The sequence below is a fragment of the Streptomyces gardneri genome (assembly GCF_006539185.1).
GTDB classification, from domain to species: Bacteria; Actinomycetota; Actinomycetes; order Streptomycetales; family Streptomycetaceae; genus Streptomyces; species Streptomyces gardneri.
On record NZ_BJMN01000005.1, the window covers coordinates 322709 to 349515 of the forward strand.

Genomic DNA, 26807 nt, shown 5'->3' on the forward strand with positions numbered 1-26807 from the left:
GCGTGCTCACAGGTGGTCGGTACGGTTCTTGGCGTCGAGCAGGAGGGCGAGGAGCGCGTCGCGTTCGGCGACGAGACCGGCCTCGGCGGTCCCCGCCAGCTCCTCGGCGACGCCCTGGGTGATCTTGTCGGTCAGCTCGGGTGTGAGGCGCGGCGCGCCGAGGTCCGCCCACCACTCCTCCATGGGCGGGCCGAGGTGTTCGAGTACGTGGGCGATGCCGCCCGCACCTCCCGAGAGGTGCTGGTTGAGGAACGGCCCGAGCAGCGCCCAGCGCAGGCCGGGGCCGTGGGCGATGGCCGTGTCGATGTCGGCGACACTGGCCGCGCCCCGGTCGACCAGGGAGTACGCCTCGCGCCACAGCGCTGCCTGGAGCCGGTTCGCGACGTGCCCGGGCAGCTCCCGGCGCAGCCGGATCGGCCGCCGGCCGAGACCGCGGTAGAACCGCATGGCCGCCTCCACGGCGGCCTCGCCCGTCCGCTCGCCCGGCACGACCTCGACCAGCGGGATGAGGTGCGGTGGGTTGAACGGGTGCCCGACGAGGACCCGTTCGGGATGGGCCGCGCAGGCCCGCTGGATCCGGGACGGGAGCAGCCCGGAGGAGCTGCTCGCCAGGACCGTCCCCGGCGGGGCCGCGGCGTCGAGGGCGGCGAAGACCTCGTCCTTCAGGTCGGGGCGCTCGGGCCCGTTCTCCTGGACGAAGCCGGCGTCCGCGACGGCCTCGGCGAGGTCGGCGGTGAACGTCAGCCGGGTCTGGTCGGCGGTGACGGCCGCGCGCAGCCGGGCCTCCGCGCCGGGCGCCGGGTCGGTCGCGACGACCTCGTGCCCGTACCGGAGGAAGAGGGTGGTCCAGGAGGCCCCGATGACGCCGGTCCCGACGACGGCGATCCTCATGACGCGCTCCCCGGCCTCACCGTGCCGCCGCGCGTGGCGGCGTACGCGACGAAGGTGTCCAGGGAGCGGGGGTCGGCGAGGACGTCGGTGCTCGCGACGGACTCGGGGGCCGCGCCGAGGAGGATCCGCTTGACGGGCACCTCCAGCTTCTTGCCGGTGCGGTTGCGCGGGACGGCGGGCACCCGCTCGATCACGTCGGGGACGTGCCGGGGCGACAGCGCCGACCGCAGCGTCCGGGCGATCTTCGTACGGAGGGCGTCGTCGAGCTCGGCGGGGCCCGCGACGAACAGCAGCAGTTCGCCGTTGCCGCCCTCGGGGTCCTCGATGTGGACGACGAGGCTGTCGTCGACCTCGGGCAGGTCCTCGACGACGGCGTAGAACTCGGCGGTGCCGAGCCGGACCCCGCCGCGGTTGAGGGTGGCGTCGGAGCGTCCGGCGACGATGCAGTGGCCCTCGGGCGCGAACCGCACCCAGTCGCCGTGCCGCCACACGCCCGGGTACTCCTCGAAGTACGCGGCCCGGTAGCGGGAGCCGTCGGTGTCGCCCCAGAAGCCGACGGGCATCGACGGCATCGGCTCGGTGATCACCAGCTCGCCCAGCTCGCCGACGACCCGCTTCCCCTCGCCGTCGTAGGCGTACGCCGCGACGCCGAGGCACGGGCCGGAGATCTCCCCGGCGCGCACGGTCTGCAGCGGGCTTCCCTGGAGGATGCCGGTGCACACGTCGGTGCCGCCGCAGCCGACGTTCAGGAGCACCCGGTCGCCGAACTGCTCGGCCACCCAGCGGAATCCTTCGGCCGCGAGCGGGCTGCCCGCAGCGCCGAGCTGCCGCAGCCGCGACAGGTCGAACTCCTCGGCGGGCCGGACGCCGGCCTTGCGGCAGGCCATCAGATAGCCGGGGCTGACGCCCATGAGCGTCGCCCCCGTCTCCTCGGCGATCCGCCACTGCTCCCGCAGCTCCGGGTGGACCGGATTGCCGTCGATCATGACGATCGAGGCGCGGACGAGCAGCGCCGAGACCAGGGTGTTCCACAGCATCCAGGCCGTGGTGCTGAACCAGAGCATCCGGTCGCCCGGCTTCAGGTCCCAGCTCAGCGCGTTGTTCTTCAGGTGTTCCAGGAGGATCCCGCCGTGGCGGTGGACGATCGCCTTGGGGATGCCGGTGGTGCCGGAGGAGAAGAGCACGAACAGCGGATGGTCGAACGGCACCGGCTCGAAGGGGACGGGGCCGGGGGCCGGTTCCGCGAGCAGCTCCGTCCAGCCGAGGGCGTCGGGCAGGGCGTGCGGTCCGTAGGGGATGTGGACGACCCGCTCCACGGTCGGGAGCTGCGCGGCGATCTCCGCGACCTCGGTACGGCGGTCGACGTCCCGCTCCCCGTAGTGGTAGCCGGCGACGGTGAGCAGCACCTTCGGTTCGAGCTGGGCGAAGCGGTCGACGACGCTGCGAGGCCCGAACTCCGGTGCGCAGGCCGCCCAGACCGCGCCGATGCTCGCGGTGGCGAGGAAGGCGACGAGCGTCTCGGGGATGTTCGGCAGATAGGCGACGACCCGGTCGCCCTTGCGGACGCCGAGGCGGAGGAGCCCGGCGCGGGCCCGGGCGACCTGGTCGCGGAGCTCGCCGAAGGTCAGCTCGACCGGCGCCCGCGTCTGGGAGTGGGCGACGACCGCGACGGCGGCGGCGTCCTCGGCGGAATCCTCGCGGCCGAGGGCGTGCTCGGCGTAGTTGAGGGTCGCGCCCGGGAACCACTCGGCGTCCGGCATGGACCTGCGGCCCAGGACGGCGGTGGGCGGGGTGTGCGGACGGACGTCGAAGAACTCCCAGACCGAGGACCAGAAGCCCTCCAGGTCGGTGACGGACCACTGCCACAGGCTGTCGTAGTCCGGGAACGACAGCTGCCGCTCCGCCTCCAGCCAGCGGAGGTAGCGCCCGATCTCCGACTCGTCCCTGACCCGGGGACCGGGGGTGCTGAGGATCTCGCTCATCGGGTGACCTTTCCGGCGCGGCCGTCGAGGAACGCCCGCATCCTCTCCTGGGCGTCGGCGCTGCCGGCGGCGACGGCCGCCATGAGGGATTCGAGCAGGAGGCCGCCGGCGGGCGAGGCCTCGGCGATGCGGGGGAGTGCCTGGAGGACGGCGAAGTTGGTCAGCGGCGCGTTGGCCGCGATCCGTTCCGCGAGCTCCAGGGCCTTGGCGCGCGCCCCGCCCTCCTCGGTCAGGTAGTGCGAGAGGCCGACGGCCTGGCCCTCGGCGGCGTCGAGGACGCGGCCGGTGAGCATCATGTCGGCCATCCGGTGCGCCCCGATCAGCCGGGGGACGCGGACCGAGCCGCCACCGCCGACGAACAGGCCGCGCTGCCCCTCCGGCAGGGCGTAGAAGGCGGTCGGTTCGGCCACCCGGAGGTGCGCGGCGGCCGCCAGCTCCAGACCGCCGCCGATGACCGCGCCCTTCAGCGCGGCCACCACGGGGACCCGCCCGCCCTCGATCGTGTCGAAGACCCGGTGCCACATGAGCGAGTGCTCCAGAGCCTCCTCGGTGGACCGCTCGGTCAGCTCGCCGAGGTCGAGTCCGGCCGAGAAGTGGTCGCCCTCGGCGTCCAGGACGACGGCCCGGACGTCGGGGCCCGGCTTGCGGAAGAACTCCTCGACGCGCAGCACCGTGGCGTCGTCGAGGGCGTTGCGCTTGGCCGGGCGGCAGAGCGTCAGGACCGCCACTCCGTCGCGGCGGTCGATCGAAAGCGTGCTCAAGAAGGACTCCTCAATCATCAGGAATCCTGAGTATCAGAGGGCGCCCTGCAGCCACGCAAGGGGGTTTGCGCTAGAATTTTCGACAGGATTCCTGATGATGGTGAGAAGGGGAGGGGATGTGACGGACGCCGCTCCGCCGTCTCTGCTGTACTCGGTGAAACAGGTCGAACTGGCCACCCGGGCCCGGCTCGACGAGCTGCTCAGGCCTTCGGGCGTGACCGCCCTCCAGTACACGGCCCTGACCGTGCTCGAACGCCGGGACGGCATGTCCTCGGCGGAGCTCGCCCGCAACTCCTTCGTCACGCCCCAGTCGATGTCCGACCTGGTCGGCGCCCTGGAGCGGCGCGGCCTCATCGCCCGGTCCCCGGACCCGGCGAGCCGGCGGCGCCATGTCATCAGCCTCACCGACGACGGCCGCGCCCTGCTCGCCCTCCACGCGCCGGCCGTCCAGCACCTGGAGGACGAGATGCTCACGGGCTTCACCGCCCGTGAGCGCACCGTCTTCCGCGACCTCCTCAACCGCGCCCGCGCGGCGCTCGGCTGACGCCGGGCGACCGCGCGGGGGCGGGAGCGTCGGTGCGACGGCCGGGGCCGGTGGTCACACCTCGCCGTCGGACTCCGTGTCGCTGTCGTCGGCCTCGGGCTGCTGGTCCAGGCCCGGCGCGTTCACGCCTCTTGCCTCGCGGGGAAGTCTCCCGACAGCCGCCGACGTTCGGCTGAAGCGACGTCAGCGGTGGCCGCACCGACAGAACCCCTACGGCTCCTGGATCACGGGCTCGACCACGAAGAGCGGGATCTCGCGGTCCGTCTTCCGCTGGTAGTCCGCGTAGTCGGCGAAGGCCTCGACGGCCCGCTCCCACCATGCCTGCCGCTCTTCGCCCGTGACCAGCCGGGCCTTCATGTCCCAGACCCGCGGGCCGTCGCGCAGCTCGACCAGGGGCGTGGCGACCAGGTTGTGGTACCAGACGGGGTGCTTCTCCGCCCCGCCGTTCGACGCCACCAGCGCGTACGCGCCCTCGTGCTCCACCCGCATCAGCGGCGTCTTGCGGAGCTTGCCGCTGCGCGCGCCGACGTTCGTCACCAGGACCACGGGCATGCCCCGCATCGTGGTGCCCTTCGTGCCGCCGGACGACTCGTACAGCTCGACCTGGTTCCGCACCCATGCCGTCGGGCTGGGCTCGTACTCACCTTCGAGAGGCATGACTGTCCTTTCGTCCGCGCCGCGGGCCGGTACCGGACACCGGCCCCGCTCGCCTGACGACGCTATCCGACGCCCTGCCGTCCGCGCCCCTTCTGCGGGGGCAGTGGCGCGGGGTCGCCCGGCATTTCGCCGATGCCGGCCGGCGGCTCGCGGTACTCGTTAGGGTGCCGCTCGCCCGGCCGGCCTTCGGGTCGTCGCTCGGGTCCTCGATGTCGCTCGGCCGATCGATGTGTCGCACGGCTGTGTCCAGGGGTTCTGTGGTCGGATGGGCGCCGCCGACGACGCCGTCGGGAATCCCTCCTCGACCTCCCGAGGGAATGCGCCGAAGGCGATCGACGAGTGATTGTTCCGGTTTCGCCGGCCGGCAGGAATGGCGACAGGACCCGAGGGAAAGGGGAGCCGGATGTATCGGATGCGCCAATGGATCGCTGCGGTCGAGGCCGAACTGGACAGGGAACTCGCCCTCGAAAGACTGCTCGGCTCGGACGCGGGACGGTCGACTGCGCCGAAGCGGACCACCCACGCCGGACCGGCGCGTCACGCCGTGGCGTGGGAGGAGGCGCGCGCCCGTGCCCACGACGGCGCCGGGCGGCCGCTGCCCGCCGTCACCCGCGAGCTCGACGCGGCCCTCGGCCACGCCCTCGCCGGACCGCTGACGGCCCTCACCGACCTGCCGCCCTTCGACACGTCGGCCAGGGACGGCTGGGCCGTCGCCGGACCCGGGCCGTGGCGGCTGCGGGACGGTCGCGTACCGGCGGGCGGGCAGCCCGAACCGCTGGACCACGGCACCGCCGTCGCCCTCGCCGCGGGCGCCCGTCTGCCGGTGGGAGCCGGTGCCGTACTGCGCCGGGAGTACGGGGAGGTGGTGGCGGGCGACGGCATGCTGCTCGACCGCTCAGGAAGCCCGGGGGCCGGCGGGCCCGGCCCCGGCCGTGACGTCCGAGCGCGGGGGCAGGAGTGTCGTGCGGGGGAGATGCTGCTTCCCGCCGGGACGGCCGTGACCCCGGCCGTCGTCGGCCTGGCCGCGGCCGCCGGCCACGACCGGCTCGCCGTGCACCGCCGTCCCCGCGTGGAACTCCTCGTCCTCGGCGACGAGTTGCCGGAGTCCGGCCCGACGCGCGACGGTCGCGCCCGGGACGCGCTCGGCCCGCTCCTCGCGCCGTGGCTGGCCCGCCACGGCGCCGAGGTGATCGGCCGCCGTCGCGTGGCGGACGACGTCGGACGGCTGCGGGACGCCCTGCGGGACTCCACCGCCGACGTCCTCGTCACCACCGGCCGTACGGCCGCCGGGCCGGCGGGCCGTCTGCACGCCGCTCTCGCGGAGTCGGGCGCACGGCTCCTGGTCGACTCCGTCGCCGTACGGCCCGGTCACCCCATACTGCTCGCCGAGCTGCCGCCGTCCCCCGACGGCCGGCCCCGCCTCCTGGTCGGGTTGCCCGGCGACCCGCCGGCCGCCGTCGCCGGAGCGGTCACCCTCGCCGTACCCCTGCTGCGCCGCCTCGGCGGCCACGCGGACCCGGACCCCGAGTCGCACCGGACGACCACCGCCTCGGCACTGCCCGGGCACCCGCACGACACCCGGCTGCTCCCCGTGCGGCGCGGGGCGCACGGGATCGTGCCGCTGCCCTTCGACGGCCCGGCGATGCTGCGCGGGCTCGCGGTCGCCGACGGCCTCGCGGTCGTCCCGCCCGGCGGCGTCCCGGCCGGGGCCCACGTCGAGGTCCTGGACGTACCGGGACCGTGAGCGCCGCAAGAGACACCGCCGTGGAGCCCCGATGACGTACTGCCCCGACACCGCCGAGGACCCGATCCGTCTCCTCTCCGTGCGCGAAACCCCGGCCTCCCCCGACGAGCTGTACGCGGCGAGGGGCGGCGACACCGTGGGCGTCGGCGGCGCGGGCCGTGCGGAGGAGCGGGTCGGCGCGTGCTGAACGGCCTGGGGCGTACCGCGGCCCGTGCGCGGAGCGCGCTCTCCCCGCGCGGGGCGCTCGCCCTGCAGAGCGTGGACGGTGCCCTGTCCTTCGCCCTGCGGGCCGCCCTCGCCATGGCGCTGCCCGCCCTGCCGATGGCCCTGGCCGGCCGGGCGGACCAGGCCGTCTACGCCATGCTCGGGTCCTTCACCACCACCTTCGGCCGCAACCTGCCCTACGCGCGGCGGGCCCGTGTGCTCGCCCTGGTCGCGGTGGCCATGACCGCGTGCGTGGGCGGTGGTTCGGCGCTCGCCGCGTGGGCCGATCCGACCGGCGGGGGCGCGGGCGCGGCCGTGGTGGTCGCGGCGACGGCCGTCGTGGCCGGGATCGCCAAGTTCGCCTGCGACGCGGCCCGTCTGAGCGGCCTCGGAGCGGTGCTGCTGCTCTTCTCCTTCGCCGTGGCGGCCAACGGCTCCTCGACCACGGCCGACGTCCTGCCCCACACCCTCCTGGCCGCGTCGGGCGCGGCCGTGGCCTGGGTCCTCGCCCTGTCCGGCCGGTTCGTCCACCCGGACCGGCCGGAGCGCCTCGCCGTGGCCGCGGCGCTCCGCGAGCTCGCGGACCTCCTGGAGCTCCCGGACCGCCGGGAGGCCGCCGGAGCGGCGGCGTACGGGAGCGGGCTCCGGCGCCACCGCGCGACCGCCGCCGTCCTCCAGGCGTACCGCACCCTGGGCCGGGTGCCCCCGACGGCCGCCGATGCCGTGCGCGGCGACCGGGACGGCACCTGCCTGCGCCTCGCCGACCTCGCCTGGTCGCTGCTCATCGGCTGCGCCCGCCGCCCGCCCGACGACCCCACCGGCCAGGTCCGCGCCCTCCGTGCCCAGGTCCGCCTGCTCGTGAGCCGTCGTCGGCGGGCGCTGCGGATCCTGCCTGAACTCGCCCGCCTGTCGGACGTCGCCCGCCTGCCAGACGTCGCCCCTCCGTCCGAACCCGCCAGTCCGTCCGAACCCGCCCCTCCGTCCGAACCCGTCCGTCCGTCCGCGCCGGCGCGGGACGGCACCGTCCCCGACCGGGAGTCGCCCGACCCCACCACCTCCCGCGCCGCCGGACTCCGCGCCGCCCGCCTGCTGACGGGCGGCCGCTCCGCGCACGCCTCCGTCCTGCTCGTCCCCGCCCTGCGGATGGTCCTCGGCACCGGTCTCGCGGGCGGCGCGGCCCTCCTGCTGGGCCTCGGCCACGGCTACTGGGCGGCCGTGTCCGCCGCCGCCGTCCTGCACTCGGTCAACGTCCGCACGGCGACCCAGCGCGCCGTCCAGCGCACCCTCGGCACGGTCGTCGGGCTGGCCCTCGCCCTCGGCGTGCTGGCCCTGCGCCCCGAACCCGTGGTGCTGGTCCTGGTGATCGTGCTCCTGGAGTTCCTGCTCGAGTACGTGGTGGCCCGCAACTACGCTCTCGGCGTCGTCTTCCTGACCCCGCTCGCCCTGCTGATGACCGACCTGGCCGCCGACTCCCCGACCGACGTGCTCATCCGGGACCGGGCGCTGGCCAGCGTCCTCGGGATGGGCATCGCCCTGGTCTGCGCGCTGCTCGTGGTCCACGACCGGGCGGCGGTCCGGGCGCAGCGCGCGCTGGCCGCGTGCACGGACGCCGCCGACTCCGCGGAACACGCCCTGGCCGCGGGGGTTCAGGCGTCGTCCCCGCTGGTGCAGACGCGGCTCGCGGCGGCCGTGGTCGAGCTGCGCGAGGCCGACGACGCCGCCGCGGGCGAACTGTGGCCCGCGGAGATGGACCCCGTCGAACTGGCCGCCGCGGAGCAGCGCGCGTACCGGCTCCTCGAACGGCTCGTCAGGCCGCAGGACCGATCGTGACCTTGACGTGCTTCATGATCGGCTGGTCGCTCTGGGTGCTGTAGTCGCCGAGCGCGCACAGCACGTTCATCTCCGGCATGTAGCCGGCGGCGCAGCCCCGGGGGATGTCGTACGGGACGGCGACGTAGCCGCGGAGGAACCGCCTGCTGCCGTCCTTCGCGGTGCTCGTGATGTCGACGGACCCGAGGTCGGGGATGCCGCGCTCGCGCATGTCGGCCCGGTTCATGAAGACGAGCGTGCGGAGGTTCCTGATGCCCCGGTAGCGGTCGTTGTCGGAGTAGATCGTGGTGTTCCACTGGTCGTGGGACCGCATGGTGCCCAGCGCCAGGGTGCCGGGGGCGGGGACGACGTCGGGCAGTGCGGCCGCGGAGAACTCGGCGCGCCCGGACGGCGTGAGGAAGACCAGTTCCCGGGCGGGCTGCTTGATGCGGAAGCCGAGGGGCAGCCGGACCCGCCGGTTGAAGTCCTCGAAGCCGTCGAGGGCGCGGGCCATCGTGTCGCGGATGCGGTCGTAGTCCTCGACGTACCACTCCCACGGCGTCGCGCTCCCGGGCAGCGCCGCGCGCGCCATGCCCGCGACGATGGCCGGCTCGGAGAGCAGGTGCGGCGAGGCGGGGCGCTTCATGCCGACGGACAGGTGGACCATGCTCATCGAGTCCTCGACGGAGGTGCTCTGGATCCCCTTGCGCTGGTGGTCCTTCTCGGTCCGGCCCAGGCACGGCAGGATCAGCGCCCGTCGGCCGTGGACGATGTGGCTGCGGTTGAGCTTGGTGCTCACCTGCACGGTGAGCTCGCAGTTGGCCAGTGCGGCGTAGGTGTACGGGGTGTCCGGAGCCGCGAGGGCGAAGTTGCCGCCCATGCCGACGAACACCGTGACGTCGCCCTCGTGCATCGCCGTGATCGTCCGGACGGTGTCCAGACCGTGCTCGCGGGGCGGCTCGATCCCGCAGGCCTCGGCGAGACGGTCGAGGAACGCGTCGGAGGGGCGGTGGTCGATGCCGCAGGTGCGGTTGCCCTGGACGTTGCTGTGGCCGCGGACGGGGGAGGGGCCCGCGCCCTCGCGCCCCAGATTGCCGCGCAGCAGAAGGAGGTTGACGATCTCCCGTACGGTGTCGACGCCGTGCTCGTGCTGGGTGACGCCCAGACACCAGCTGACGATCGAGCGGTCGGCCTCCCCGTACACCCGCGCCGCCGCGAGGATCTCGGCGCGGCTCAGCCCGGACTGCTTCTCCAGCTGCTCCCACGACGCGGCCTCGCAGACCGCGCGGTACTCGTCGAAGCCGGACGTGTGACGCTCGATGAACTCCCGGTCCAGGGCCTTGGGATCGGTCTCCGACTGCTCCAGGATCGCCTTGGCCATGCCGCGCAGCAGCGCCATGTCGCCGCCGATGCGCGGCTGGAGGTTCAGCGTGCTGGTCCTCGTCGTCTTGAGGAGGGCCATGTCGAGGAAGTCGTGGGGGACGATCGTGCGGGTGGCGGCCGCCTCGACCAGCGGGTTGACGTGCACGATCTGCGCACCGCGGTGGTACGCCTCGGCGAGGGCGGTGAGCATCCGGGGCGCGTTGGAGGCGGCGTTGACCCCGAGGATGAACAGCGCGTCGGCGGCCTCCCAGTCCTTGAGGTCGACGGTCCCCTTGCCCGTGCCCAGCGAGGCCTGGAGGGCGCGGCCGCTCGCCTCGTGGCACATGTTGGAGCAGTCCGGCAGGTTGTTCGTGCCGAGCTCGCGGGCCATCAGCTGGTACAGGAACGTGGCCTCGTTGCCGAGCCGGCCGGAGGTGTAGAAGGCGGCCCGGTGCGGGCTGTCCAGCTCGCGCAGGGTGCGGCCGACCGTCTCGAAGGCGTCCTGCCAGCCGATCGGTACGTAGTGGTCCGTGTCCGGGTCGTAGACCATCGGCTCGGTCAGCCGGCCCTGGTTCTCCAGGTCGTAGTCGCTCCACCCGGCGAGCTCGGTCACCGAGTGGGCGGCGAAGAACTCGCGCCCGACCCGCTTGCTCGTCATCTCCCAGGTGACGTGCTTGATGCCGTTCTCGCAGATGTCGAGGTGGAGGCCCTTGGTGTCGTCCGGCCACGCGCAGCCGGGGCAGTCGAACCCGGTGTTCTCGTGGTTCATCTTCATGATCGCCCGGGGTCCGTCCACCAGCGCGCGCTCGGCGACGAGGAAACGCGTCACGCTCTTCGCCGCGCCCCAGCCCGCCGCGGGGTGGTGGTACGGGCGGAACTCCGGTTCGCCCTGGGGCGTGGGCCCCACGCGGGCTTCCGGGTGCTCCGGTCGTTCAGGGTGCTCCTGGCGCTCCGGGCGTTCCTGGTCGTCGTTGTCGGCATTCACGACTCTCCACCCTTCCGGCCTGCGGGCACGGGGAGGCGACACGGCTCTCTTCCGCAGGCTAGGTCCGGTGCGGAGGGCCTGCCACTCGACCTCCGGGGCCCCTCCCGTGCGCCCCGTCCGGCAGGGCGGACCCCTCCGCGCGCGGATACGCTGGCGCCGCCCCACTGCTTCGGTATGCCCCTGTTCATCCCTTTCGGCGGGAGTTCCATGGTCGTCGCGCAGCCCGTCCTCACACCCTCCTCCCAGGCGGCCGTCTTCCTGGTGGCCACCGTGGCCCCCGGTGGGGAGACGGTCGTACGGGACGCCCTCCAGGACCTGTCGGGACTGACCCGTTCGGTGGGGTTCCGGTCCCCCGAATCGGGGCTCCGCTGCGTCGCCGGTGTGGGGTCGGAGGCCTGGGACCGGCTCGTCGGCGATCCGCGCCCGCGCGACCTGCACCCCTTCCCGGCCTTGCGCGGCCCCCGCCACCGTGCGCCGGCGACCCCGGGCGACCTGCTGTTCCATCTGCGCGCCCGGCGCATGGACCTCTGCTTCGAGCTGGCCCGGCTGATCCTGGACCGGCTGGGCGACGCGGTGACGGTCGTCGACGAGGTCCACGGCTTCACCTACTTCGACGAGCGCGACCTGCTCGGATTCGTCGACGGCAGCGAGAACCCCTCGGGCACGGCCGCCGCCGAGGCGGTGCACATCGGCGACGAGGACCCGGACTTCCGGGGCGGGAGCTACGTCGTCGTGCAGAAGTACGTGCACGACATGACGGCCTGGGACTCTCTCACCGTCGAGGAGCAGGAGCACGTCATCGGCCGCACCAAGCAGGCCAACGTCGAACTGCCCGACGGCGTCAAGCCGTCCGACTCCCACGTCGCGCTCACCACCGTCGTCGACGACGACGGCACCGAGCGGCAGATCCTCCGCCAGAACATGCCGTTCGGGCGGGTCGGCAGCGGCGAGCTGGGCACGTACTTCATCGGTTACGCCCGCACGCCCGACGTCACCGAGCGGATGCTGCGCAACATGTTCCTCGGGGATCCCCCGGGCAACACGGACCGCATCCTCGACTTCTCCCGCGCCGTCACCGGCTGCCTCTTCTTCGTGCCGAGCGCCGACCTGCTCGACGACCTCCCGGCCGCCCCGTCCGCGGCCGCCACGAGCCCCGGGGACTCCCTGGGCATCGGCAGTCTGAAAGGAGCCCCCGCGTCATGACGACTCCCGACGTGACGAACAACCTGCACCGAGAACTCGCCCCGATCACCCCCGCGGCCTGGGCGGAGATCGAGGAGGAGGCCCGTCGTACCTTCCGGCGCCATGTCGCAGGACGTCGCGTCGTCGACGTGCCCGACCCGGCGGGCCCCGGGCTCGCCGCCGTCGGTGTGGGCCACCTCGCCGAGATCGAGCCGCCCGCTCCCGGTGTCTCGGCGCGGCTGCGCGAGGCACGGCCGATCGTGGAACTGCGGGTGCCGTTCACCGTCTCCCGGGCCGCCGTGGACGATGTCGAGCGCGGCTCCAAGGACTCCGACTGGCAGCCCGTCAAGGACGCGGCGCGCACGATGGCGTATGTCGAGGACCGGACGATCTTCGACGGGTACGGTGCCGCCGGTGTCGACGGACTGCGCTTCCGGTCCTCCAACCCGGTGCTGCGGCTGCCCGCCGAGCCGCGCGAGTACCCCGACGCGGTCAGCCGCGCCCTGACGGCGCTGCGGCTCGTCGGCGTCGACGGGCCGTACGCGCTGCTGCTCGGCGCCGAGGAGTACCGGGCGGTCAGCGAGACCTCCGACCACGGCTACCCGATCGCCGCCCACCTGGGCCGGATGCTCGACGGCTCCCCGATCTGGGCACCGGCCCTGAGCGGCGGCTTCGTCCTCTCCACCCGGGGAGGCGACTTCGAGCTGCTGCTCGGCCAGGACGTGGCGATCGGCTACGAGGGTCACGACGCGCACGGCATCGACCTGTACTTCCACGAGACGCTGACCTTCCTCGCCCACACGGACGAAGCCGTGGTCGTCCTGGAGACCTGACCCGTGCACCGCAGGCCGGTCGACGCCGTCCCGCGACTCGTCGCAGCGGCGGTCGTCGGGGCGGCGACCGGTGCGCTCGTCGGCCTGCTCTCGGACACGCCGCTGGGCATCCTCGCCGGCATCGCCACGGCGGAGACCCTCTTCGTCGTCGCGGGGTGGCTCGTGCTCTGGCCCATGGACGCGGCCGCCACCCATCGCAACGTCCGGCGGGAGGAGTTCCGGCCCGTCCTCGAGGAACTCGTCGTCGTCGGGACCGCCGTGTGCGGCCTGGTCGGCATCATCGTGATGCTCATGGTCGGCCACTCGGACCTGGGCCACGCCGCCGCCGCGACGGCCCTCTGCGGCGTCTTCATGGCCTGGGCGGCGCTCCACCTGATGTACGCCGCCCGCTACGCGTACGACTACTACGCCCTGCATCCCGGCGGCGGGATCGACTTCAACACCCACGACCCGCCGCGGTACAGCGACTTCCTGTACTTCAGCTTCAACCTCGGCATGACCTACCAGGTCTCCGACACGAACGTCTCGACGTCGTCCCTCCGCGCGATCGTCCTCCGGCACTGTCTGCTGTCGTACGTCTTCGGCGCCAGCATCCTGGCCACCACCATCAACCTGGTGACCGGCATCGTCACGGGCTGAGCGGGCGGCGCCCGTTCAGGTGCGCCACCAGGGCTCGCGTACGTAGCGGCTCTCCTCGCTCGTGCACCCCACGCCGTTGGAGATCTGCTCGGAGTCGAAGGAACAGCGCCACCCACTGCTCGACGGCGGCGGCCCGCCGCATCCAGGAGGGCGGCCGGTAGCCGGGCCTGTTGGGCCTGTTCGGTCGGCAGGGACGGCTCGGGCCGCGGGGTTATGACGCGTCGCCGAGCGACAGCACCACCGCGGTCGTCGGGCCCTCGGGCGTGTCGTACGTGACGGTGTCGCCGGCGCGATGACCGAGCAGCGCGCGGCCGAGCGGGCTGTCGACGGTGACCATGGTCGCGTCCAGGACCTCGGCGACCTCGCCGATCTGGACGGTCGTCTCCGTGGCGTCCGCGAACCGCACGGTCACGGAGCTGCCGACGCCGACCTCGTCGGTGCTCGGCGGCCCGGCGACGGCGCCCTCGCGCAGCCGCCCTTCGATCACGGCGATACGGGCGTCCAGGCGCTGGAGCTCCGTGACGCGCTGCAGCTCGTCGGCCTGGTCGGCGCGGTCGCCCACCTGGTCGCCGCCGCCCTCGCGCAAGGTCACGGCGACCGTCTCGCGTTCGGTGCGCAGGTCGGCGAGTTCGCGCTCGAACGCCGCTCGGGCGACGGCGCTGAGGGGCTCGGGTCCACCGGTCATGTCTGATCCCTTCGGGCGGGCGGCACGGATGTGTGCCGCGGATCGGTCACGGCAAGCCGAAGGTATCAGGCGAATCGGGGCATTTTGCCCAGGGTCGTCGGGCGGTTCGGAGTGCGTCCCGGAGTGGTTCGGAGTGCGCCGCGAGGCGGCTCGGGTGGGCGCCCCGGGGTGGTTCGGTGCGTGTCCTCCCGGTGGGCCCGTGGGCGTTTTCCACGGGTTCGACGGGAGTTCGATTGCGAGAGTGTGGCAGATGCATGACAAGCGCCCAACTCCCTTGAGCTACGCCCGTAGACCGGACAGTCTGCTGATCACCCGGAGCGCCCCACACGGCTCCCGGCCGTGCGTGTGACCCACACGCGCCCCCCACTGTCGCGCCGCCCCACAAGAGGCGCGACGCCGAAGAGGAGGACTCCCTCGTATGGCACTCCCTCAGCACACCAGGGCCCGGTTCGCGCTGACCGTCTCCGCCGCGACCGCGGCCGCCCTGCTCGGCACCTTCGCCGCCGTCCCCGCCCAGGCGGCCCCCGCCGAAGGTGTCGTCCTCGCGGCCGATTCGGCCGACGCGGTGCCCGGCAGCTACATCGTCACCCTGAAGCAGGGCGCGGGCTTCAAGGCCGCCTCCGCCAAGGGCCGGAACCTGATATCCGGTTACGGCGGCACGGTCCGCAAGACCTTCGGCTCCGCCATCAACGGCTACACGGCCACCCTCGACGCGACGGAGGCACGCCGCCTCGCCGCCGACCCCGCCGTCGCCTCCGTCGAGCAGAACCAGGTCTTCCGCGCCGACGCCACGCAGACCAACGCCCCCTGGGGCCTGGACCGCATCGACCAGGCCAACCTGCCGCTGAGCGGCACGTACACGTACCCCGACTCGGCGGGCGCCGGCGTCACCGCGTACGTCATCGACACCGGCGTGCGCATCTCGCACGCGCAGTTCGGCGGGCGGGCCGTGAACGGCTACGACGCGGTCGACGGCGACACCGTCGCCCAGGACGGCAACGGCCACGGCACGCACGTCGCCACCACCATCGCGGGCTCGACGTACGGCGTGGCCAAGGCCGCGAAGATCGTCGCCGTCCGGGTCCTCGACAACGCGGGCTCCGGCACCACCGCCGGTGTCATCGCGGGCATCGACTGGGTCACCTCCCACCACACGGCGGGGGCCCCGGCCGTCGCCAACCTGTCCCTCGGGGGCGGCGCCTCCACCGCCCTCGACAACGCGGTGAAGAACTCCATCGCGGACGGTGTCACCTACGCCGTCGCCGCGGGCAACTCCGGCGTCAACGCGTCCTCCTCGTCGCCCGCCCGGGTCGCCGCCGCCATCACGGTCGGCGCCACGAGCAACACGGACGCCAAGGCGAGCTGGTCCAACTACGGTTCGGTGCTTGACCTCTTCGCCCCCGGCGTGTCGATCACCGCGGGCTGGCACACGAGCGACACGGCCACCAACACGATCTCGGGCACCTCGATGGCCACCCCGCACGTCGCGGGAGCCGCCGCGGTCTACCTCGCGGGACACACCTCCGCCACTCCGGCGCAGGTCGCGACCGCTCTGGTGAACGGCTCGACCCCGAACAAGGTGACCAGCCCGGGCAGCGGTTCGCCCAACCGCCTGCTGCGGCTCGTCCCGTAGGACGCACACGACCGGTGTCGGGGGTCTTGCGCGGACCCCCGACCCTCTCTACCCTCGCGGCTCAATGGTTAGGAAAACTTCCTAACGAATGAGCCGCGAAGGAAAGGGAGTTGTCATGCGTCGTCGAAGCGTCTCGCTTCTCGGGCTCGCCGGACTGCTGGTGCTGCCCCTGACGTCGATCCCGCAGGCACAGGCACAGGCGCCGGCGCAGCCGCGCGCACAGGAGCGGGGAGAGGCGGCGGCCGCCGCCGACAGCCTGGTCTCCGCCGGAAAGCCGGTCACGGCCTCGTCCGTCGAGGGCACAGGCTTCGAGGCCGGCCGGGCGGTGGACGGCAACACCGCCACGCGCTGGGCCAGTCTGGAGGGCGTCGACCCCCAGTGGGTGAGGATCGACCTCGGCGCGGCGCACACCGTCTCCCGGGTGAAGCTCAACTGGGAGGCCGCCTACGGCAAGGCGTACCGGATCCAGACCTCGGCCGACGGCACCACGTGGACCGACGTCTACGCGACCACGACCGGCGACGGAGGCGTCGACGACCTCACGGTCTCCGGCAGCGGCCGTTACCTCCGCATGCACGGGACCTCGCGCGGCACTCCGTACGGCTACTCCCTCTGGGAGTTCGAGGTCTACGGCGCCCCGAGCGGCGGCGGCGTCCCCGGCGGGCCGGCCGTCCCCTTCGGCAGCCACCTCAAGCCGTACGCGGCGGGGACCCTGAAGCCCTCCGGCGCCCAGGCCGTGCTCGACCAGAAGGTCGTCGAGTACTACAACAAGTGGAAGGCCGCCTTCGTCCGGCAGAACTGCGGCAACGGCTGGTACCAGATCATCTCGCCGGACGCCGACCACCCGTACGTCGCCGAGGCGCAGGGGTACGGCATGGTCGTCACCGCGACGATGGCCGGCGCCGACCCCGACGCGAAGAAGATCTTCGACGGTCTCGTGAAGTGGAAGATCGACCACCCGTCCTCGGTCAACCCGAACCTCCTCGCGGCCGAACAGGACGTCGCCTGCAAGAGCGTCAACGGCGGTGACGGCGCCACCGACGGCGACATGGACGTGGCCTACGGCCTGCTCCTCGCCGACAAGCAGTGGGGCAGCGCCGGCACCTACAACTACAAGGACCTCGCGCTCAAGCACATCGCCGCGATCAAGAAGGACGAGCTCAACCCGACCACCAAGCTCCTCAAGCTGGGCGACTGGAGCAGCTCCGGCGACCAGTACTACTACATCTCCCGCACCTCGGACTGGATGGTCGACCACTTCCGCGCCTTCCGTACGGCCTCCGGCGACACGACCTGGGACGCCGTGCGCAGCGCGCACCAGACCCAGATCTCGCGGCTCCAGTCGACGTACGCCTCCGGCACCGGCCTGCTGCCCGACTTCGTCGTCGACACGAACACCACGCCCAAGCCCGCCCCCGGCCAGGTCCTGGAGGACCCGAACGACGGCGCCTACTGGTGGAACGCGTGTCGTACGCCGTGGCGCATCGCGGACGACGCGGTGACCAGCGGCGACGCCACGTCGCTCGCGGCGGCGCGCAAGCTCAACAGCTGGATCAAGACGAAGACCGGTGGCGACCCGAACAAGATCGCCATCGGCTACAAGCTCAACGGCACCCAGATATCGGCGGGCAGCGAGGCCGCGTTCTTCGCGCCGTTCGCCGTGGCGGCCATGACCGACCCGGGCAGCCAGGCCTGGCTGGACGCCCTCTGGAACAAGATGCTGACCACCCCGGTCGACACGAGCAGCTACTTCTCGGCCAGCATCCAGCTCCAGGTCATGATCACGGCCTCGGGCAACCACTGGGTCCCGTAGAGGTCGGCTCGCCGATCAGTGGTGGAAGAGCCTCAGTCCGGTGCGCGCGAGAGTGATCCCGTGCTCGCGGCAGGCGTCCTCGACGTCGGTCGAGCGGATCGACCCGCCGGGTTCGGCGACGGCGGTGACGCCGTGCCGGCGCGCGTGGTCGACGTTGTCCCGGAAGGGCAGCGCACCGTCCGAGGCGAACGCCACCCCGGTCAGCTCGGCGAGCCACCCGGCGCGCTGCTCGTCGGTGAGGTCGGGGGCGGGCGCGGACAGGGCCCCGGACAGGCGCTCGCGCTCGTCCGGGGTGAGGTCGCCCTCGACGAACCGGATCTGCCAGTTGATCCGGTCCTGCCGGCGGACGCCCGGCCGGAAGGCGAGCGCGCGGACGGCGGGGTGGCGGCGCAGCCACCACGTGTCGGTCTTCGCGCCCGCCAGCCGGGTGCAGTCCACCCGGGACTGCTGCCCGGCGCCGATCCCGAGCGTGGCTCCGTTGCGTACGTAACAGACCGAGTTGGACTGGGTGTAGCGCAGCACCGCGAGTCCGAGCAGCAGGTCCTCCGTGGCCGAGGCGGTGAGCTCACCGCAGACGAGGTCGTCCAGGAGGGCGGGGGAGAGCGGCACGTCGTCGCGCTGCTGGGTCAGCCGCATGCCGTACACCTCCCGGGCCTCCTGGCCCGGCGGGGTGAAGGTCTCGTCGGCCTCCATGACCAGGAAGCGGCCGCTCTTCTTCCGGCTGAGGGTCTCGACGGTCCCGGGAGCGTAACCGGGGGCGATGACACCGTCGCAGACCACCCGGGTCAGCAGCTCGGCGAGCTCGGCGTCGACCGGGTGCGAGACGGCGGCGAAGTCGCCGTACGAGGACTTCGGATCGGCGTCGCGGGCCCGCAGATAGGCGCTGGTGACCGCGCCGACTCCGTCGCGGTCGACGCCGTACAGCTCGGCGGTCACCTCGTCGACCGGCCCGGCCACGGCCGCGCCGGCCGGGGAGACGTGCTTGAAGGAGGCGGCGGCCGGCCGGCCCAGGGCACGGCCGGCGTCCCGCACCAGCTGCCAGCTGTTCAGCGCGTCGAGGAGGTTGATGTAGGACGGGCTGCCGTTCACCACCCGGATCGGCCAGCTCCCGGGCTCCACCGGGTCGGCGGCCGCCGCCAGCTGCTGGGGGTTGATGCCGTAACGCAGTTCCATCTGGGGACCTCCTGGGTCAGCGGGACATCACTGACGCAGGCGCCCAGGCGGTCGACGCGCACGCGGGAAAGCGACCAACTGCCGCTCCCCGGTGGTGATCCACCTTCGCCAGTCGCAGCGGGCACGATGCTACCGCCCGCCGGAAACGCGGCGCGCCGCACCTCCCGTTCGGGAAGTGCGGCGCGCCGTCGTGCTGTCGGTGCCGGGGGATCAGACCGCCGGAGCCGGGAAGGTCGGGTACTCCACGCCGGAGACGTGCTGGACGACCCGGATGACCTGGCACGAGTAGCCGAACTCGTTGTCGTACCACAGGTAGAGGATCGCGTTGTCGCCGTCGACCTTGGTCGCACCGGCGTCGACGATCGACGCGTGGCGCGAGCCGACGAAGTCCATCGAGACGGCGTCGGGGGCCGTGGTGAAGTCGATCTGGCGCTTCAGCGGCGAGTGCAGCGAGACGTCGCGGAGGTACTCGAGGACCTCGTCGCGGGTGGTCTCGCGGCCCAGGCGCAGGCTCAGGATGGCGATCGAGACGTCCGGGACGGGGACGCGGATCGAGCTGCCGGTGATGGGGGCCTTGAGGTCCGGCAGCGCCTTGGCGACGGCAGAGGCGGCACCGGTCTCGGTGATCACCATGTTCAGCGGCGCCGAGCGGCCACGACGGTCGGCCTTGTGGTAGTTGTCCAGCAGGTTCTGGTCGTTCGTGAACGAGTGAACCGTCTCGACGTGGCCGCGGAGCACGCCGTACTCGTCGTCCATCGCCTTCAGCGGCGGGACGATCGCGTTCGTGGTGCAGGAGGCGCAGGAGATGATCTGCTCGTCCGGCTTGACCGTCTCGTGGTTGACGCCGTGCACGATGTTCGGCACGTCACCCTTACCGGGCGCGGTCAGGACGACCTTGTCGATGCCGGGGCGCAGGTGCTTGGAGAGGCCCTCGCGGTCGCGCCACTTGCCGGTGTTGTCGATGAGGATGGCGTTCTCGATGCCGTACGCCGTGTAGTCGACCTCGGAGGGGTCGTTGGCGTAGATCACCTTGATCGTGTTGCCGTTGGCGACGATCGTGCTGTTCGCCTCGTCGACCGTGATCGTGCCCTGGAACTGGCCGTGGATCGAGTCGCGGCGCAGCAGCGAGGCGCGCTTCACGAGGTCCTGCTCGCCACCGCCGCGGACGACGATCGCGCGCAGCCGCAGACCGTTGCCGGAGCCGGCCTTCTCGATGAGGAGGCGGGCGACGAGGCGGCCGATGCGGCCGAAGCCGTAGAGGACGACGTCGCGTCCGTCGCGGCGCTCGATCTTGTTCTCACCGGTGGCGCCGGCGACGGCCTCGGCGGTGAACTCGGCCACGGAGAGACCGCGGTCGTCGGTCTTGTAGTCCGCGGCCAGCACGCCGATGTCGATCTGGCACGGGCCCAGGTCGAGGGTCGTGAGCGTCTGGAGGAAGGGCAGCGTCTCGGTGACCGAGAGCTCCTCGCCGTCGATCTGCCGGGCGAAGCGGTGGGTCTTGAGGATGCTGACCACCGACTTGTTCACCAGGGAGCGGCTGTGGACCAGGACGGTGACGTCCTGCTCCCGGTGCAGCTTCCCGATGATCGGGATCATCGACTCCGCGATCTCCTCGCGGTTCTTCCAGCTGGTGAACGAGTCGTCATTGACAGTCACAAGTTTATCTTTCGAGCTAGGCGGCGCTCATATGGTAACCCCAGGTCTGCGCGGTGCTTCAGAGGGGTGGCGCATCACACGCTCGGCCGCGGTGCGCCCTCGCGGACGCGCGCCAGTCGCTCCTCCAGGGCCGCCCGGCGTGCGGGCCACTCCTCGGCCACGATCGAGTAGACGGCGGAGTCGCGGAGCCGGCCGTCCTCGCCCGGGGCCCACGAGCGGGACCAGTTCCGCAGGACGCCCTCGAAGCTCGCGCCCGCCCGCTCGATCGCCGCCCGGGAGCGGGTGTTGCGCGCGTCCGTCTTGAGGTCCACCCGCGCCACGTCCCAGCTCTCGAAGGCGTGCCGGAAGAGCAGGTACTTGGCCTCGGTGTTCACGCCCGTGCCCTGGGCCGAGGCGGCGAGCCAGGTGAAGCCGATCTCGACCGCGCACAGGCGCTCACCGGACGGCCAGAGACGCGGATCCCAGAAGGAGGTGGCGCCGAGCACCCGCCCGGTGGCCACGTCCACCTGCGCGTACGGGGCGAGGATGCCCTGGGCGGCGCGGCCGAGCTGTGTGTCGACGTACGCCCCCATCTCGTCCCGCCCCGGCACCCAGGTGAAGCCGTACGAGTCCCGGCTCTCCTCGGCGGCCGCGGCGAGCCCGGCGGCGTGCTGATGCCCCAGCGGCTCCAGACGCACGATCGCGCCCTCGAGAACCGGCCCTTCCAGCGTGAAACCCATGGATCCGCACCCCGTGTACGTGTCGAGTTCGTCGGTGATCACCGAGCGGATCACCGAGCGGGGAGCAGAATCGCAGAGTCCGGGCGCGGGAGCACTCGCGTTTCACGGGCTGGTCAGGGCGGTCGGGGCCGGTCAGGGAAACGCGAGCGTCCGGAAGACCTCGCGGACCCGGGCCAGCGGACCGGGGTCCCGGGTGAAGTACAGCCGGTTCGTGAGGAGCACCGCCCAGCGCCCGCGCGCGGGCGAGACCCACAGGCCCGTGCCGGTGAAGCCGAAGTGCGCCCAGACGTCGTCCGCGGGCTCCGTACCTGGCGCCGGGTGCCAGAAGAGCCCGCGCGGCGGGGTCAGCGGGCCCGTGCGGACGCGCAGCGAGGCCGCCGTCCAGTCGGCGGAGAAGGTGCCGGGCACCGGGACGAGGAGGTGGCGCAGGAACCGGCCGACGTCGCCGGCGGTGGTGAAGACGCCGGCGATCCCGCAGGCGCCACCGAGCAGCCGGGCCGAGAAGTCGTGCACGGTCCCCCGGAGCGGGGCGCCGCTCTCCTCGTCGTACTCGGTGGGCGCGCACCGCTCCACGTCCTCGGCGGGCAGCGGCCCGTACCGCGTCTCCGTCATGCCGAGCGGCGTCCAGACCCGGTCCTCCGCGAGCCGGGTCAGCGAGCGGCGTGTGAGGTGCTCGGCGAGGTAGCCGAGGATCAGCGCCGCCCGGTCGGTGTAGGCGACGGCCTCCCCGGGCCGGTGCCGCAGCGGCTCGGCGAGGACCCCGTCCCGGACGTCCTGTGGGTCGGAGCCGTACAGCGGACGGAGGTTGGCGCGCAGCGGCAGCCCCGCGGTGTGGGTGAGGAGGTTCAGGGCCGTGACGCCGGCGAGGGGCCGCCCCGCGGCCTCCGGCCAGTACGCGCCGAGCGGCGCCTCAGGCTCCAGCTTCCCCGCGTCGACGAGGGTGCCGATCACGGCCCAGAGCGCGAGGATCTTGGTCAGGCTCGCGACGTCGAAGAGCGTGTCCCCGAGCATCGGCTCGCCCGGTCGCGCGGGATCGAGCGCCCCGACAGCCCCCTCGAAGAGGGTGGTACGGGCGTCGCCCACGGCCCACACGGCGCCGGGGTACACGCCCGCGCGTACGCCGTCGTCGAGGAGCCGCTCGAAGGGGTCGCTGCGCTGGGCCAAGGCGTGCCTCCGGCGGGTCGGGGCGGGCCTGACCGGGGCCGACGGGCAGGACCCGTCCGCTCCCTGACGGGCCGCGCTCCGGAGTCATGCCCTGGCTGTGGGGGAAGACACCCTTCCGTCAGCTCCTGTCCCAGGACCTCACTTGCACGTGACCTCGTCACGCGGGGTGTAGTGCGTCGTGAAGGTCTCGCGCTTCACCTCGGCGCCGCCGTCCTTGAAGACCCGGTCCACCGAGATGTCGAAGCCCTCCAGGGGCGGCTGCGGCACACAGGTCTCGCCGGTGCCCTCGCGCTTCGCGGGCTCCGTCTCGTTGGTGCGCGGACCGGCCACCGCCTCCACGGAGTCGTACTTCTTCGTCCCGAGGAAGCTCACGGTGACCGAGGAGTCCGTCGCGCCGGCCTTGATGTAGATCGGCTTGCCCGAGTCGTTGCGGAACTTCAGGTCCAGGCTGCCCCAGGCGACGGTGGCCTCGCGGCCGGCCGGGTAGCGCTCGATGTAGAAGGAGTGGGCGCCGTACTCGACGGGCTTCACCCCGGCGAAGAACATCGCGTTGAAGACGGTGGTCGCCATGGCCGAGACGCCGCCGCCCGGCGCGGACTGGTACCGGCCGTCGAGGATCATCGTGCCGTCCACGAAGCCGTTGTCCGGGGTGCGCTCGCCGACCGTCTCGTTGAAGCTCCAGACCTCGCCGGGCTGCACGAGCGAGCCGTTGATCAGCTCGGCGGCCCGGCCGATGTTGGTCGTCCGGTAGGGCGCGGTGGGGAAGTCCACCGTGAAGGTCGACATCTGCTCGGTGATGCCGATGCGGGCCAGCGAGTCGGCGGTCAGCTCGGGCTGCGTGACCTTGGTGGCCACCGTGGCCGTACGGGCCGCGGCGCCGTCCTTGGTGAGCAGCGGGCTCACGGCGTCGCCCAGCGCCTTCGCGGTGACCTCCTGCCCCGGCCTGCCCTCCGACTCGACGACGACCTTGCCGTCCCGCACCCCGAGGGTCGCCTCGACCGGGGCGCCCGTCATGGCCGCGAGGGGCTGGGCGACGTCCGGGTCGCGCAGGAGGGCCTCGGAGTCGAGCGCGGCGCTGAGCCTGCCGTTCTCGGTCTTCACGGAGAGGTGGTCGCCGAGGGTCGCGGGGGAGATCCGCAGCCGCTCGGCACCGGCGGTGAGCGTCACGGGACCGGAGACGGCGGGCTTGGCGTACGTGTCGAGGAAGCGGGTGACCTCGGAGTCGTCCAGCTTCGGCTCGGTGAGGGCGACGGGGAGGGTCACGGCCGAGGCGCCCGAAGCGGCGGGGTAGGCGGCGCGCAGGGTCTCGACGGCCCGGTCGGTCTCCAGCTTCTGGCCGGTCACCGCCCGGGTGGCGACGGCCTCGCCGCCGCGGAAGGCGACGGAGCCCTCGCGGACCTTCCGGTCGTTCTTCTTGGCCAGCTCGGCCACGGCGGCCTTCGCCTTGGCCTCGTCGTAGGCGAACACCGGCTGGATCTCCCGCTCGCCCGAGGAGAAGAGGCGCCCGATGACGGTCACGGGATCGCGGGACGGGTCGGCCGCCAGCTCGGCGGTCTTCTCCACGTCCACGGTCAGGCCCGCGGCGGCGGGGGAGACCGTGGCCTCACGGTCGCCGACCTGGACGGGTATCGGCGCGCTCCAGGCGGCCGGGGCCTCGGCCGCGAGCTTCGCCCGCGCCTCGGCGCGGCTCATGCCGCCCACGTCCACACCGGCGACGCTGGTGCCGGCGGATATGTCGGCCCCGGCGGTGACGAGCCCCGCCACGTACAGGCCGCCCACGGTGACGGCGACCACACCCGTCGCGATCGCCGCCGTCCGGAGGAGCGGACTGCGCCCCTCACGGGGCGTCGGGGCATGGTCGGTCCTGGAGCGGGGCACACGCTCTCCCGGGGCATCGAGGATGGGGGGATCCCCACGACGGTACGCCGAAAGAGTGTCAAATGCACATAAAGGAGTGATGACCTGCGGGGATACGGAGCGGGGCGGAGCCGGTACGGAGTGTCCCGACGGCCTCCGCGGCGGAGGCCCTCCCCGGGCGGTCCGTGGTCCGCCCGCAGCCCAGGGCGGCACAGCGTCGGACAGGCCCTAACCTGGAACGATGCCCGCCAACCCCAGCCCGAGCCCCGGACCCCAGTCCGTCGACCGGGCCCTCGCCGTGCTCGACGCCGTCGCCGACGCCGACCGGCCCGTCGCGGCGAAGACCCTGGCCCGGCGGCTCGGCTGCGCACTCTCGACCGTGTATCACGTCACAGGGCCCCTGCTCGCGCGCGGCTACCTCGTCCGCACCGCCGAGGGATACGCGCCCGGGCCCCGCGTCCCCGCCCTGCACCGCTCCCACCAGCGCCACCACGGCCTCGGCGCCGGGACCGGCGAGCTCCTCGGCCGGCTCCGCCGGGCCACCGGAGCGGAGGCGTACCACACCGCCTACCGCGAAGGACTGATCACCGTCGTCGACACCACCGCCCCGGTGACCGACGCCACCCACCCCTTCACCCCCGGCCCCGAGGACCGCGCGCACGCGACCGCCCACGGCAAGGCCCTCCTCGCCGCGCTCCCGCGCCCCCTGCGCCGGCGCTACCTCGCGGAGCACGGCATGGCCCGCTTCACCGAGCGGACCATCACCAGCGCCGAGCGCTTCGAGGCGGAGGCCACCCGCGTACGCGGCCAGGGTTTCGCCGTCTCGGTGGGCGAGGCGGACCTCGCGTACACCTGCCTCGCCGTGGCGCTGCCCGAGCGCGGCGACGGCATCGTGCACGCGCTCTCCGTCTCCCTGCCCACCGCCGACTTCGCGCGCCGACAGGGGGAGCTCCGGGCGGCGCTCGCCCGCGCCGTACCCGAGTTTCCGGCCCTGCCGGAATCCTGACCGGCCCGGCTGGTCCCGCCGGGCGGACCCCCGCAGGGTGGACGCATGATCTTCATCGCCGTCCGCTTCACCGCCCGCCCCGACCACGCCGACCGCTGGCTCGACCTGGTCGCCGACTTCACCCGCGCCACCCGCGAGGAGCCCGGCAACCTCTTCTTCGACTGGTCCCGCAGCGTCGACGACCCGAACGTCTTCGTCCTCCTGGAGGCCTTCGCCGACGCCGAGGCCGGCGCCGCCCACGTCTCCTCGGCCCACTTCACCGCCGGTCTCGCCGCGATGGCCGGAGCCATCGCCACCACCCCCGAGATCATCAACGTCGAGGTCCCGCAGCAGGGCTGGGGAGCCATGGCCGAGCTCGCCCCGACCGGGGCCTGAGCGCCCCGGGCCGCCGCCCTCCCGCCTGATAGGTTCGCGGGAAACGCAGGCGGGGCGGCGGCCCGAGGGGAGAACCGGCACATGGCGGTGAGCGGACGGCAGACCGGCAGGCCCACCCTGGAAGAGGTCGCGGCCCGGGCCGGAGTCGGCCGAGGCACGGTCTCCCGGGTCATCAACGGCTCCCCGAAGGTGAGCGAACAGGCCAAGGCCGCCGTCGAACAGGCCGTCGCCGAACTCGGCTACGTCCCCAACCGCGCCGCCCGCGCCCTCGCCGGCAGCCGCACCGACGCCGTCGCCCTCGTGATCCCCGAGACCGAGGCCCGCCTCTTCGCCGAGCCGTACTTCCTCGACATCATCCGCGGAGTCAGCGCCGAACTCGCCGAAGCCGACAAGCAGCTGCTGCTCACCCTGATCCGCAGCGACCAGGAGCGCCAGCGCTTCGAGCAGTACCTCGCCGCCCAGCGCGTCGACGGCGTCCTGCTCGTCTCCGTGCACGGCGACGACCCGCTGCCGGACCAGGTCCGCGCCCTCGGCCTGCCCGCCGTCCTCAACGGCCGCCGCAGCGAGGACGAGCGCGTCTCCTTCGTGGACTCCGACAACACCGGCGCCGGCCGGACCGCCGTCGCCCACCTCGCCGCCCGCGGCCGGCGCTCCGTCGCCACCATCACGGGCCCCCTCGACATGTACGTGGCCCGCTGCCGCCTCGACGGCTACCGCGAGGGCCTGGCGGAGGCCGGACTCGCGCCCGACGAGGCCCTGGTCGCCAACGGCGACTTCACCGAGGAGGGCGGCCGGCGCGCCATGCGGGAACTCCTCGACCGCAGGCCCGGCCTCGACGCCGTCTTCGCCGCCTCCGACGTGATGGCCGCCGGGGCACGCGCGGTGCTGCGCGAGGCGGGCCGCCGGGTCCCCGAGGACGTCGCGCTCGTCGGCGTCGACGACTCGGCCGTCGCCCGCCACATGGACCCGCCGCTCACCAGCGTCCGGCAGCCCATCGAGGAGATGGGCCGCACGATGGCGCGCCTGCTGCTCCAGGAGATCGCCGCGCCCGGCGAACCGGACGAGCAGCCCCGCCGGATGCTCCCCACCGAGCTGGTCGTCCGCGCCTCCTCCTGACGGGACGCGGGCCGGGA

The 26807-nt window shown here is 73.2% G+C and carries 23 protein-coding genes and 1 riboswitch; of the genes, 12 read left to right on the forward strand and 11 right to left on the reverse strand.

Annotation, left to right across the window (positions count from 1 at the left end; genetic code table 11):
- Positions 1–6: 6 nt before the first annotated feature.
- From SGA01_RS03835 to SGA01_RS03845, 3 genes are read right to left on the reverse strand one after another with little or no spacing between them, the layout of a single operon-like run.
- Complete coding sequence (locus SGA01_RS03835; RefSeq protein ID WP_141293267.1) at positions 7–891, reverse strand: 3-hydroxyacyl-CoA dehydrogenase NAD-binding domain-containing protein; 885 nt, start codon at positions 889–891, stop codon at positions 7–9.
- Entirely contained in the window at positions 888–2873 is a 1986-nt protein-coding gene (locus tag SGA01_RS03840) for an acetoacetate--CoA ligase (RefSeq protein WP_141293269.1), read from the reverse strand. The genes SGA01_RS03835 and SGA01_RS03840 overlap by 4 nt, the downstream gene beginning before the upstream one ends.
- Positions 2870–3634, reverse strand: coding sequence for a crotonase/enoyl-CoA hydratase family protein (locus SGA01_RS03845; protein ID WP_229917925.1), 765 nt, complete (start codon positions 3632–3634; stop codon positions 2870–2872). The genes SGA01_RS03840 and SGA01_RS03845 overlap by 4 nt, the downstream gene beginning before the upstream one ends.
- 118 nt (positions 3635–3752) lie before the next feature.
- Here SGA01_RS03845 and SGA01_RS03850 point away from each other — a divergent pair, with 118 nt between their 5' ends.
- Positions 3753–4178, forward strand: coding sequence for a MarR family winged helix-turn-helix transcriptional regulator (locus SGA01_RS03850; protein WP_229917924.1), 426 nt, complete (start codon positions 3753–3755; stop codon positions 4176–4178).
- Positions 4179–4388: 210 nt separating this feature from the next.
- Here the strand turns inward: SGA01_RS03850 and SGA01_RS03855 are convergent, their stop codons facing one another.
- Complete coding sequence (locus SGA01_RS03855) at positions 4389–4835, reverse strand: nitroreductase family deazaflavin-dependent oxidoreductase (protein ID WP_055644989.1); 447 nt, start codon at positions 4833–4835, stop codon at positions 4389–4391.
- Between the two features lie 412 nt (positions 4836–5247).
- Here SGA01_RS03855 and SGA01_RS03860 point away from each other — a divergent pair, with 412 nt between their 5' ends.
- From SGA01_RS03860 to SGA01_RS03865, 3 genes are all read left to right on the forward strand, one after another.
- Positions 5248–6579 (forward strand): molybdopterin molybdotransferase MoeA, encoded by a 1332-nt coding sequence (locus SGA01_RS03860; protein WP_141293273.1) that lies wholly within the window; start codon positions 5248–5250, stop codon positions 6577–6579.
- 31 nt (positions 6580–6610) lie between these two features.
- Positions 6611–6766 carry a hypothetical protein gene (locus SGA01_RS40840; protein ID WP_167533996.1) on the forward strand — a complete coding sequence of 52 codons (156 nt, stop codon included), beginning with the start codon at positions 6611–6613 and terminating at the stop codon, positions 6764–6766.
- A gap of 113 nt (positions 6767–6879) precedes the next feature.
- Positions 6880–8613 carry an FUSC family protein gene (locus SGA01_RS03865; RefSeq protein WP_141293504.1) on the forward strand — a complete coding sequence of 578 codons (1734 nt, stop codon included), beginning with the start codon at positions 6880–6882 and terminating at the stop codon, positions 8611–8613.
- Here the strand turns inward: SGA01_RS03865 and SGA01_RS03870 are convergent.
- Positions 8591–10861: an FdhF/YdeP family oxidoreductase gene (locus SGA01_RS03870; RefSeq protein WP_141293502.1), complete on the reverse strand. Its 2271-nt coding sequence runs from the start codon at positions 10859–10861 to the stop codon at positions 8591–8593. The two genes, SGA01_RS03865 and SGA01_RS03870, sit on opposite strands and share 23 nt — an antisense overlap.
- Before the next feature lie 285 nt (positions 10862–11146).
- Here SGA01_RS03870 and SGA01_RS03875 point away from each other — a divergent pair, with 285 nt between their 5' ends.
- The 3 genes from SGA01_RS03875 to SGA01_RS03885 are packed head-to-tail and all read left to right on the forward strand — an operon-like array spanning position 11147 to position 13593.
- On the forward strand, positions 11147–12142 hold the full coding sequence (locus SGA01_RS03875) for a Dyp-type peroxidase (protein WP_141293275.1): 996 nt from the start codon (positions 11147–11149) through the stop codon (positions 12140–12142).
- Positions 12139–12954, forward strand: a complete 816-nt coding sequence (locus SGA01_RS03880) for a family 1 encapsulin nanocompartment shell protein (RefSeq protein WP_141293277.1) — start codon at positions 12139–12141, stop codon at positions 12952–12954. The genes SGA01_RS03875 and SGA01_RS03880 overlap by 4 nt, the downstream gene beginning before the upstream one ends.
- Before the next feature lie 3 nt (positions 12955–12957).
- Entirely contained in the window at positions 12958–13593 is a 636-nt protein-coding gene (locus SGA01_RS03885; protein ID WP_141293279.1) for a DUF1345 domain-containing protein, read from the forward strand.
- A 211-nt stretch (positions 13594–13804) separates the two neighbouring features.
- Here SGA01_RS03885 and SGA01_RS03890 read toward each other — a convergent pair whose 3' ends face one another.
- Entirely contained in the window at positions 13805–14278 is a 474-nt protein-coding gene (locus SGA01_RS03890; RefSeq protein WP_141293281.1) for a GreA/GreB family elongation factor, read from the reverse strand.
- 418 nt (positions 14279–14696) lie between these two features.
- Here SGA01_RS03890 and SGA01_RS03895 point away from each other — a divergent pair, with 418 nt between their 5' ends.
- Together SGA01_RS03895 and SGA01_RS03900 are read left to right on the forward strand one after the other, a co-directional pair.
- Positions 14697–15911 carry a S8 family peptidase gene (locus SGA01_RS03895; RefSeq protein ID WP_141293283.1) on the forward strand — a complete coding sequence of 405 codons (1215 nt, stop codon included), beginning with the start codon at positions 14697–14699 and terminating at the stop codon, positions 15909–15911.
- Between the two features lie 115 nt (positions 15912–16026).
- On the forward strand, positions 16027–17724 hold the full coding sequence (locus SGA01_RS03900; RefSeq protein WP_141293285.1) for a glycosyl hydrolase family 8: 1698 nt from the start codon (positions 16027–16029) through the stop codon (positions 17722–17724).
- A gap of 15 nt (positions 17725–17739) precedes the next feature.
- Here the strand turns inward: SGA01_RS03900 and SGA01_RS03905 are convergent, their stop codons facing one another.
- The 5 genes from SGA01_RS03905 to SGA01_RS03925 all read right to left on the reverse strand — a co-directional run bounded on the left by SGA01_RS03905 (position 17740) and on the right by SGA01_RS03925 (position 24314).
- Positions 17740–18897, reverse strand: a complete 1158-nt coding sequence (locus SGA01_RS03905) for a phosphoribosylaminoimidazolecarboxamide formyltransferase (RefSeq protein ID WP_141293287.1) — start codon at positions 18895–18897, stop codon at positions 17740–17742.
- 34 nt (positions 18898–18931) lie between these two features.
- Positions 18932–19023: riboswitch (ZMP/ZTP riboswitch) on the reverse strand.
- Positions 19024–19107: 84 nt separating this feature from the next.
- The gene (locus SGA01_RS03910) at positions 19108–20553 is read right to left on the reverse strand and encodes a glyceraldehyde-3-phosphate dehydrogenase (protein WP_141293289.1); all 1446 of its coding nucleotides are present in this window, start codon (positions 20551–20553) and stop codon (positions 19108–19110) included.
- A gap of 74 nt (positions 20554–20627) precedes the next feature.
- On the reverse strand, positions 20628–21272 hold the full coding sequence (locus SGA01_RS03915) for a GNAT family N-acetyltransferase (RefSeq protein ID WP_141293291.1): 645 nt from the start codon (positions 21270–21272) through the stop codon (positions 20628–20630).
- A gap of 132 nt (positions 21273–21404) precedes the next feature.
- On the reverse strand, positions 21405–22436 hold the full coding sequence (locus tag SGA01_RS03920; RefSeq protein WP_141293293.1) for a serine hydrolase domain-containing protein: 1032 nt from the start codon (positions 22434–22436) through the stop codon (positions 21405–21407).
- Between the two features lie 138 nt (positions 22437–22574).
- The gene (locus SGA01_RS03925; RefSeq protein ID WP_141293295.1) at positions 22575–24314 is read right to left on the reverse strand and encodes a VanW family protein; all 1740 of its coding nucleotides are present in this window, start codon (positions 24312–24314) and stop codon (positions 22575–22577) included.
- A gap of 220 nt (positions 24315–24534) precedes the next feature.
- Here SGA01_RS03925 and SGA01_RS03930 point away from each other — a divergent pair, with 220 nt between their 5' ends.
- From SGA01_RS03930 to SGA01_RS03940, 3 genes are all read left to right on the forward strand, one after another.
- Positions 24535–25299 (forward strand): IclR family transcriptional regulator, encoded by a 765-nt coding sequence (locus tag SGA01_RS03930; protein ID WP_141293297.1) that lies wholly within the window; start codon positions 24535–24537, stop codon positions 25297–25299.
- A gap of 45 nt (positions 25300–25344) precedes the next feature.
- The gene (locus SGA01_RS03935) at positions 25345–25674 is read left to right on the forward strand and encodes a putative quinol monooxygenase (RefSeq protein ID WP_055645003.1); all 330 of its coding nucleotides are present in this window, start codon (positions 25345–25347) and stop codon (positions 25672–25674) included.
- An 81-nt stretch (positions 25675–25755) separates the two neighbouring features.
- A complete protein-coding gene (locus tag SGA01_RS03940; RefSeq protein ID WP_055645004.1) occupies positions 25756–26790 on the forward strand; it encodes a LacI family DNA-binding transcriptional regulator in 1035 nt (344 codons plus the stop codon).
- Positions 26791–26807: the final 17 nt, after the last annotated feature.

Bases quoted from the DNA above. Each gene is read 5' to 3' on its own strand.
- SGA01_RS03835 (WP_141293267.1), bottom strand. From the start codon at position 891: ATGAGGATCGCCGTCGTCGGGACCGGCGTCATCGGGGCCTCCTGGACC.
- SGA01_RS03840 (WP_141293269.1), bottom strand. From the start codon at position 2,873: ATGAGCGAGATCCTCAGCACCCCCGGTCCCCGGGTCAGGGACGAGTCG.
- SGA01_RS03855 (WP_055644989.1), bottom strand. From the start codon at position 4,835: ATGCCTCTCGAAGGTGAGTACGAGCCCAGCCCGACGGCATGGGTGCGG.
- SGA01_RS03860 (WP_141293273.1), top strand. From the start codon at position 5,248: ATGCGCCAATGGATCGCTGCGGTCGAGGCCGAACTGGACAGGGAACTC.
- SGA01_RS40840 (WP_167533996.1), top strand. From the start codon at position 6,611: ATGACGTACTGCCCCGACACCGCCGAGGACCCGATCCGTCTCCTCTCC.
- SGA01_RS03865 (WP_141293504.1), top strand. From the start codon at position 6,880: ATGGCGCTGCCCGCCCTGCCGATGGCCCTGGCCGGCCGGGCGGACCAG.
- SGA01_RS03875 (WP_141293275.1), top strand. From the start codon at position 11,147: ATGGTCGTCGCGCAGCCCGTCCTCACACCCTCCTCCCAGGCGGCCGTC.
- SGA01_RS03880 (WP_141293277.1), top strand. From the start codon at position 12,139: ATGACGACTCCCGACGTGACGAACAACCTGCACCGAGAACTCGCCCCG.
- SGA01_RS03890 (WP_141293281.1), bottom strand. From the start codon at position 14,278: ATGACCGGTGGACCCGAGCCCCTCAGCGCCGTCGCCCGAGCGGCGTTC.
- SGA01_RS03895 (WP_141293283.1), top strand. From the start codon at position 14,697: ATGGCACTCCCTCAGCACACCAGGGCCCGGTTCGCGCTGACCGTCTCC.
- SGA01_RS03900 (WP_141293285.1), top strand. From the start codon at position 16,027: ATGCGTCGTCGAAGCGTCTCGCTTCTCGGGCTCGCCGGACTGCTGGTG.
- SGA01_RS03905 (WP_141293287.1), bottom strand. From the start codon at position 18,897: ATGGAACTGCGTTACGGCATCAACCCCCAGCAGCTGGCGGCGGCCGCC.
- SGA01_RS03915 (WP_141293291.1), bottom strand. From the start codon at position 21,272: ATGGGTTTCACGCTGGAAGGGCCGGTTCTCGAGGGCGCGATCGTGCGT.
- SGA01_RS03930 (WP_141293297.1), top strand. From the start codon at position 24,535: ATGCCCGCCAACCCCAGCCCGAGCCCCGGACCCCAGTCCGTCGACCGG.
- SGA01_RS03935 (WP_055645003.1), top strand. From the start codon at position 25,345: ATGATCTTCATCGCCGTCCGCTTCACCGCCCGCCCCGACCACGCCGAC.
- SGA01_RS03940 (WP_055645004.1), top strand. From the start codon at position 25,756: ATGGCGGTGAGCGGACGGCAGACCGGCAGGCCCACCCTGGAAGAGGTC.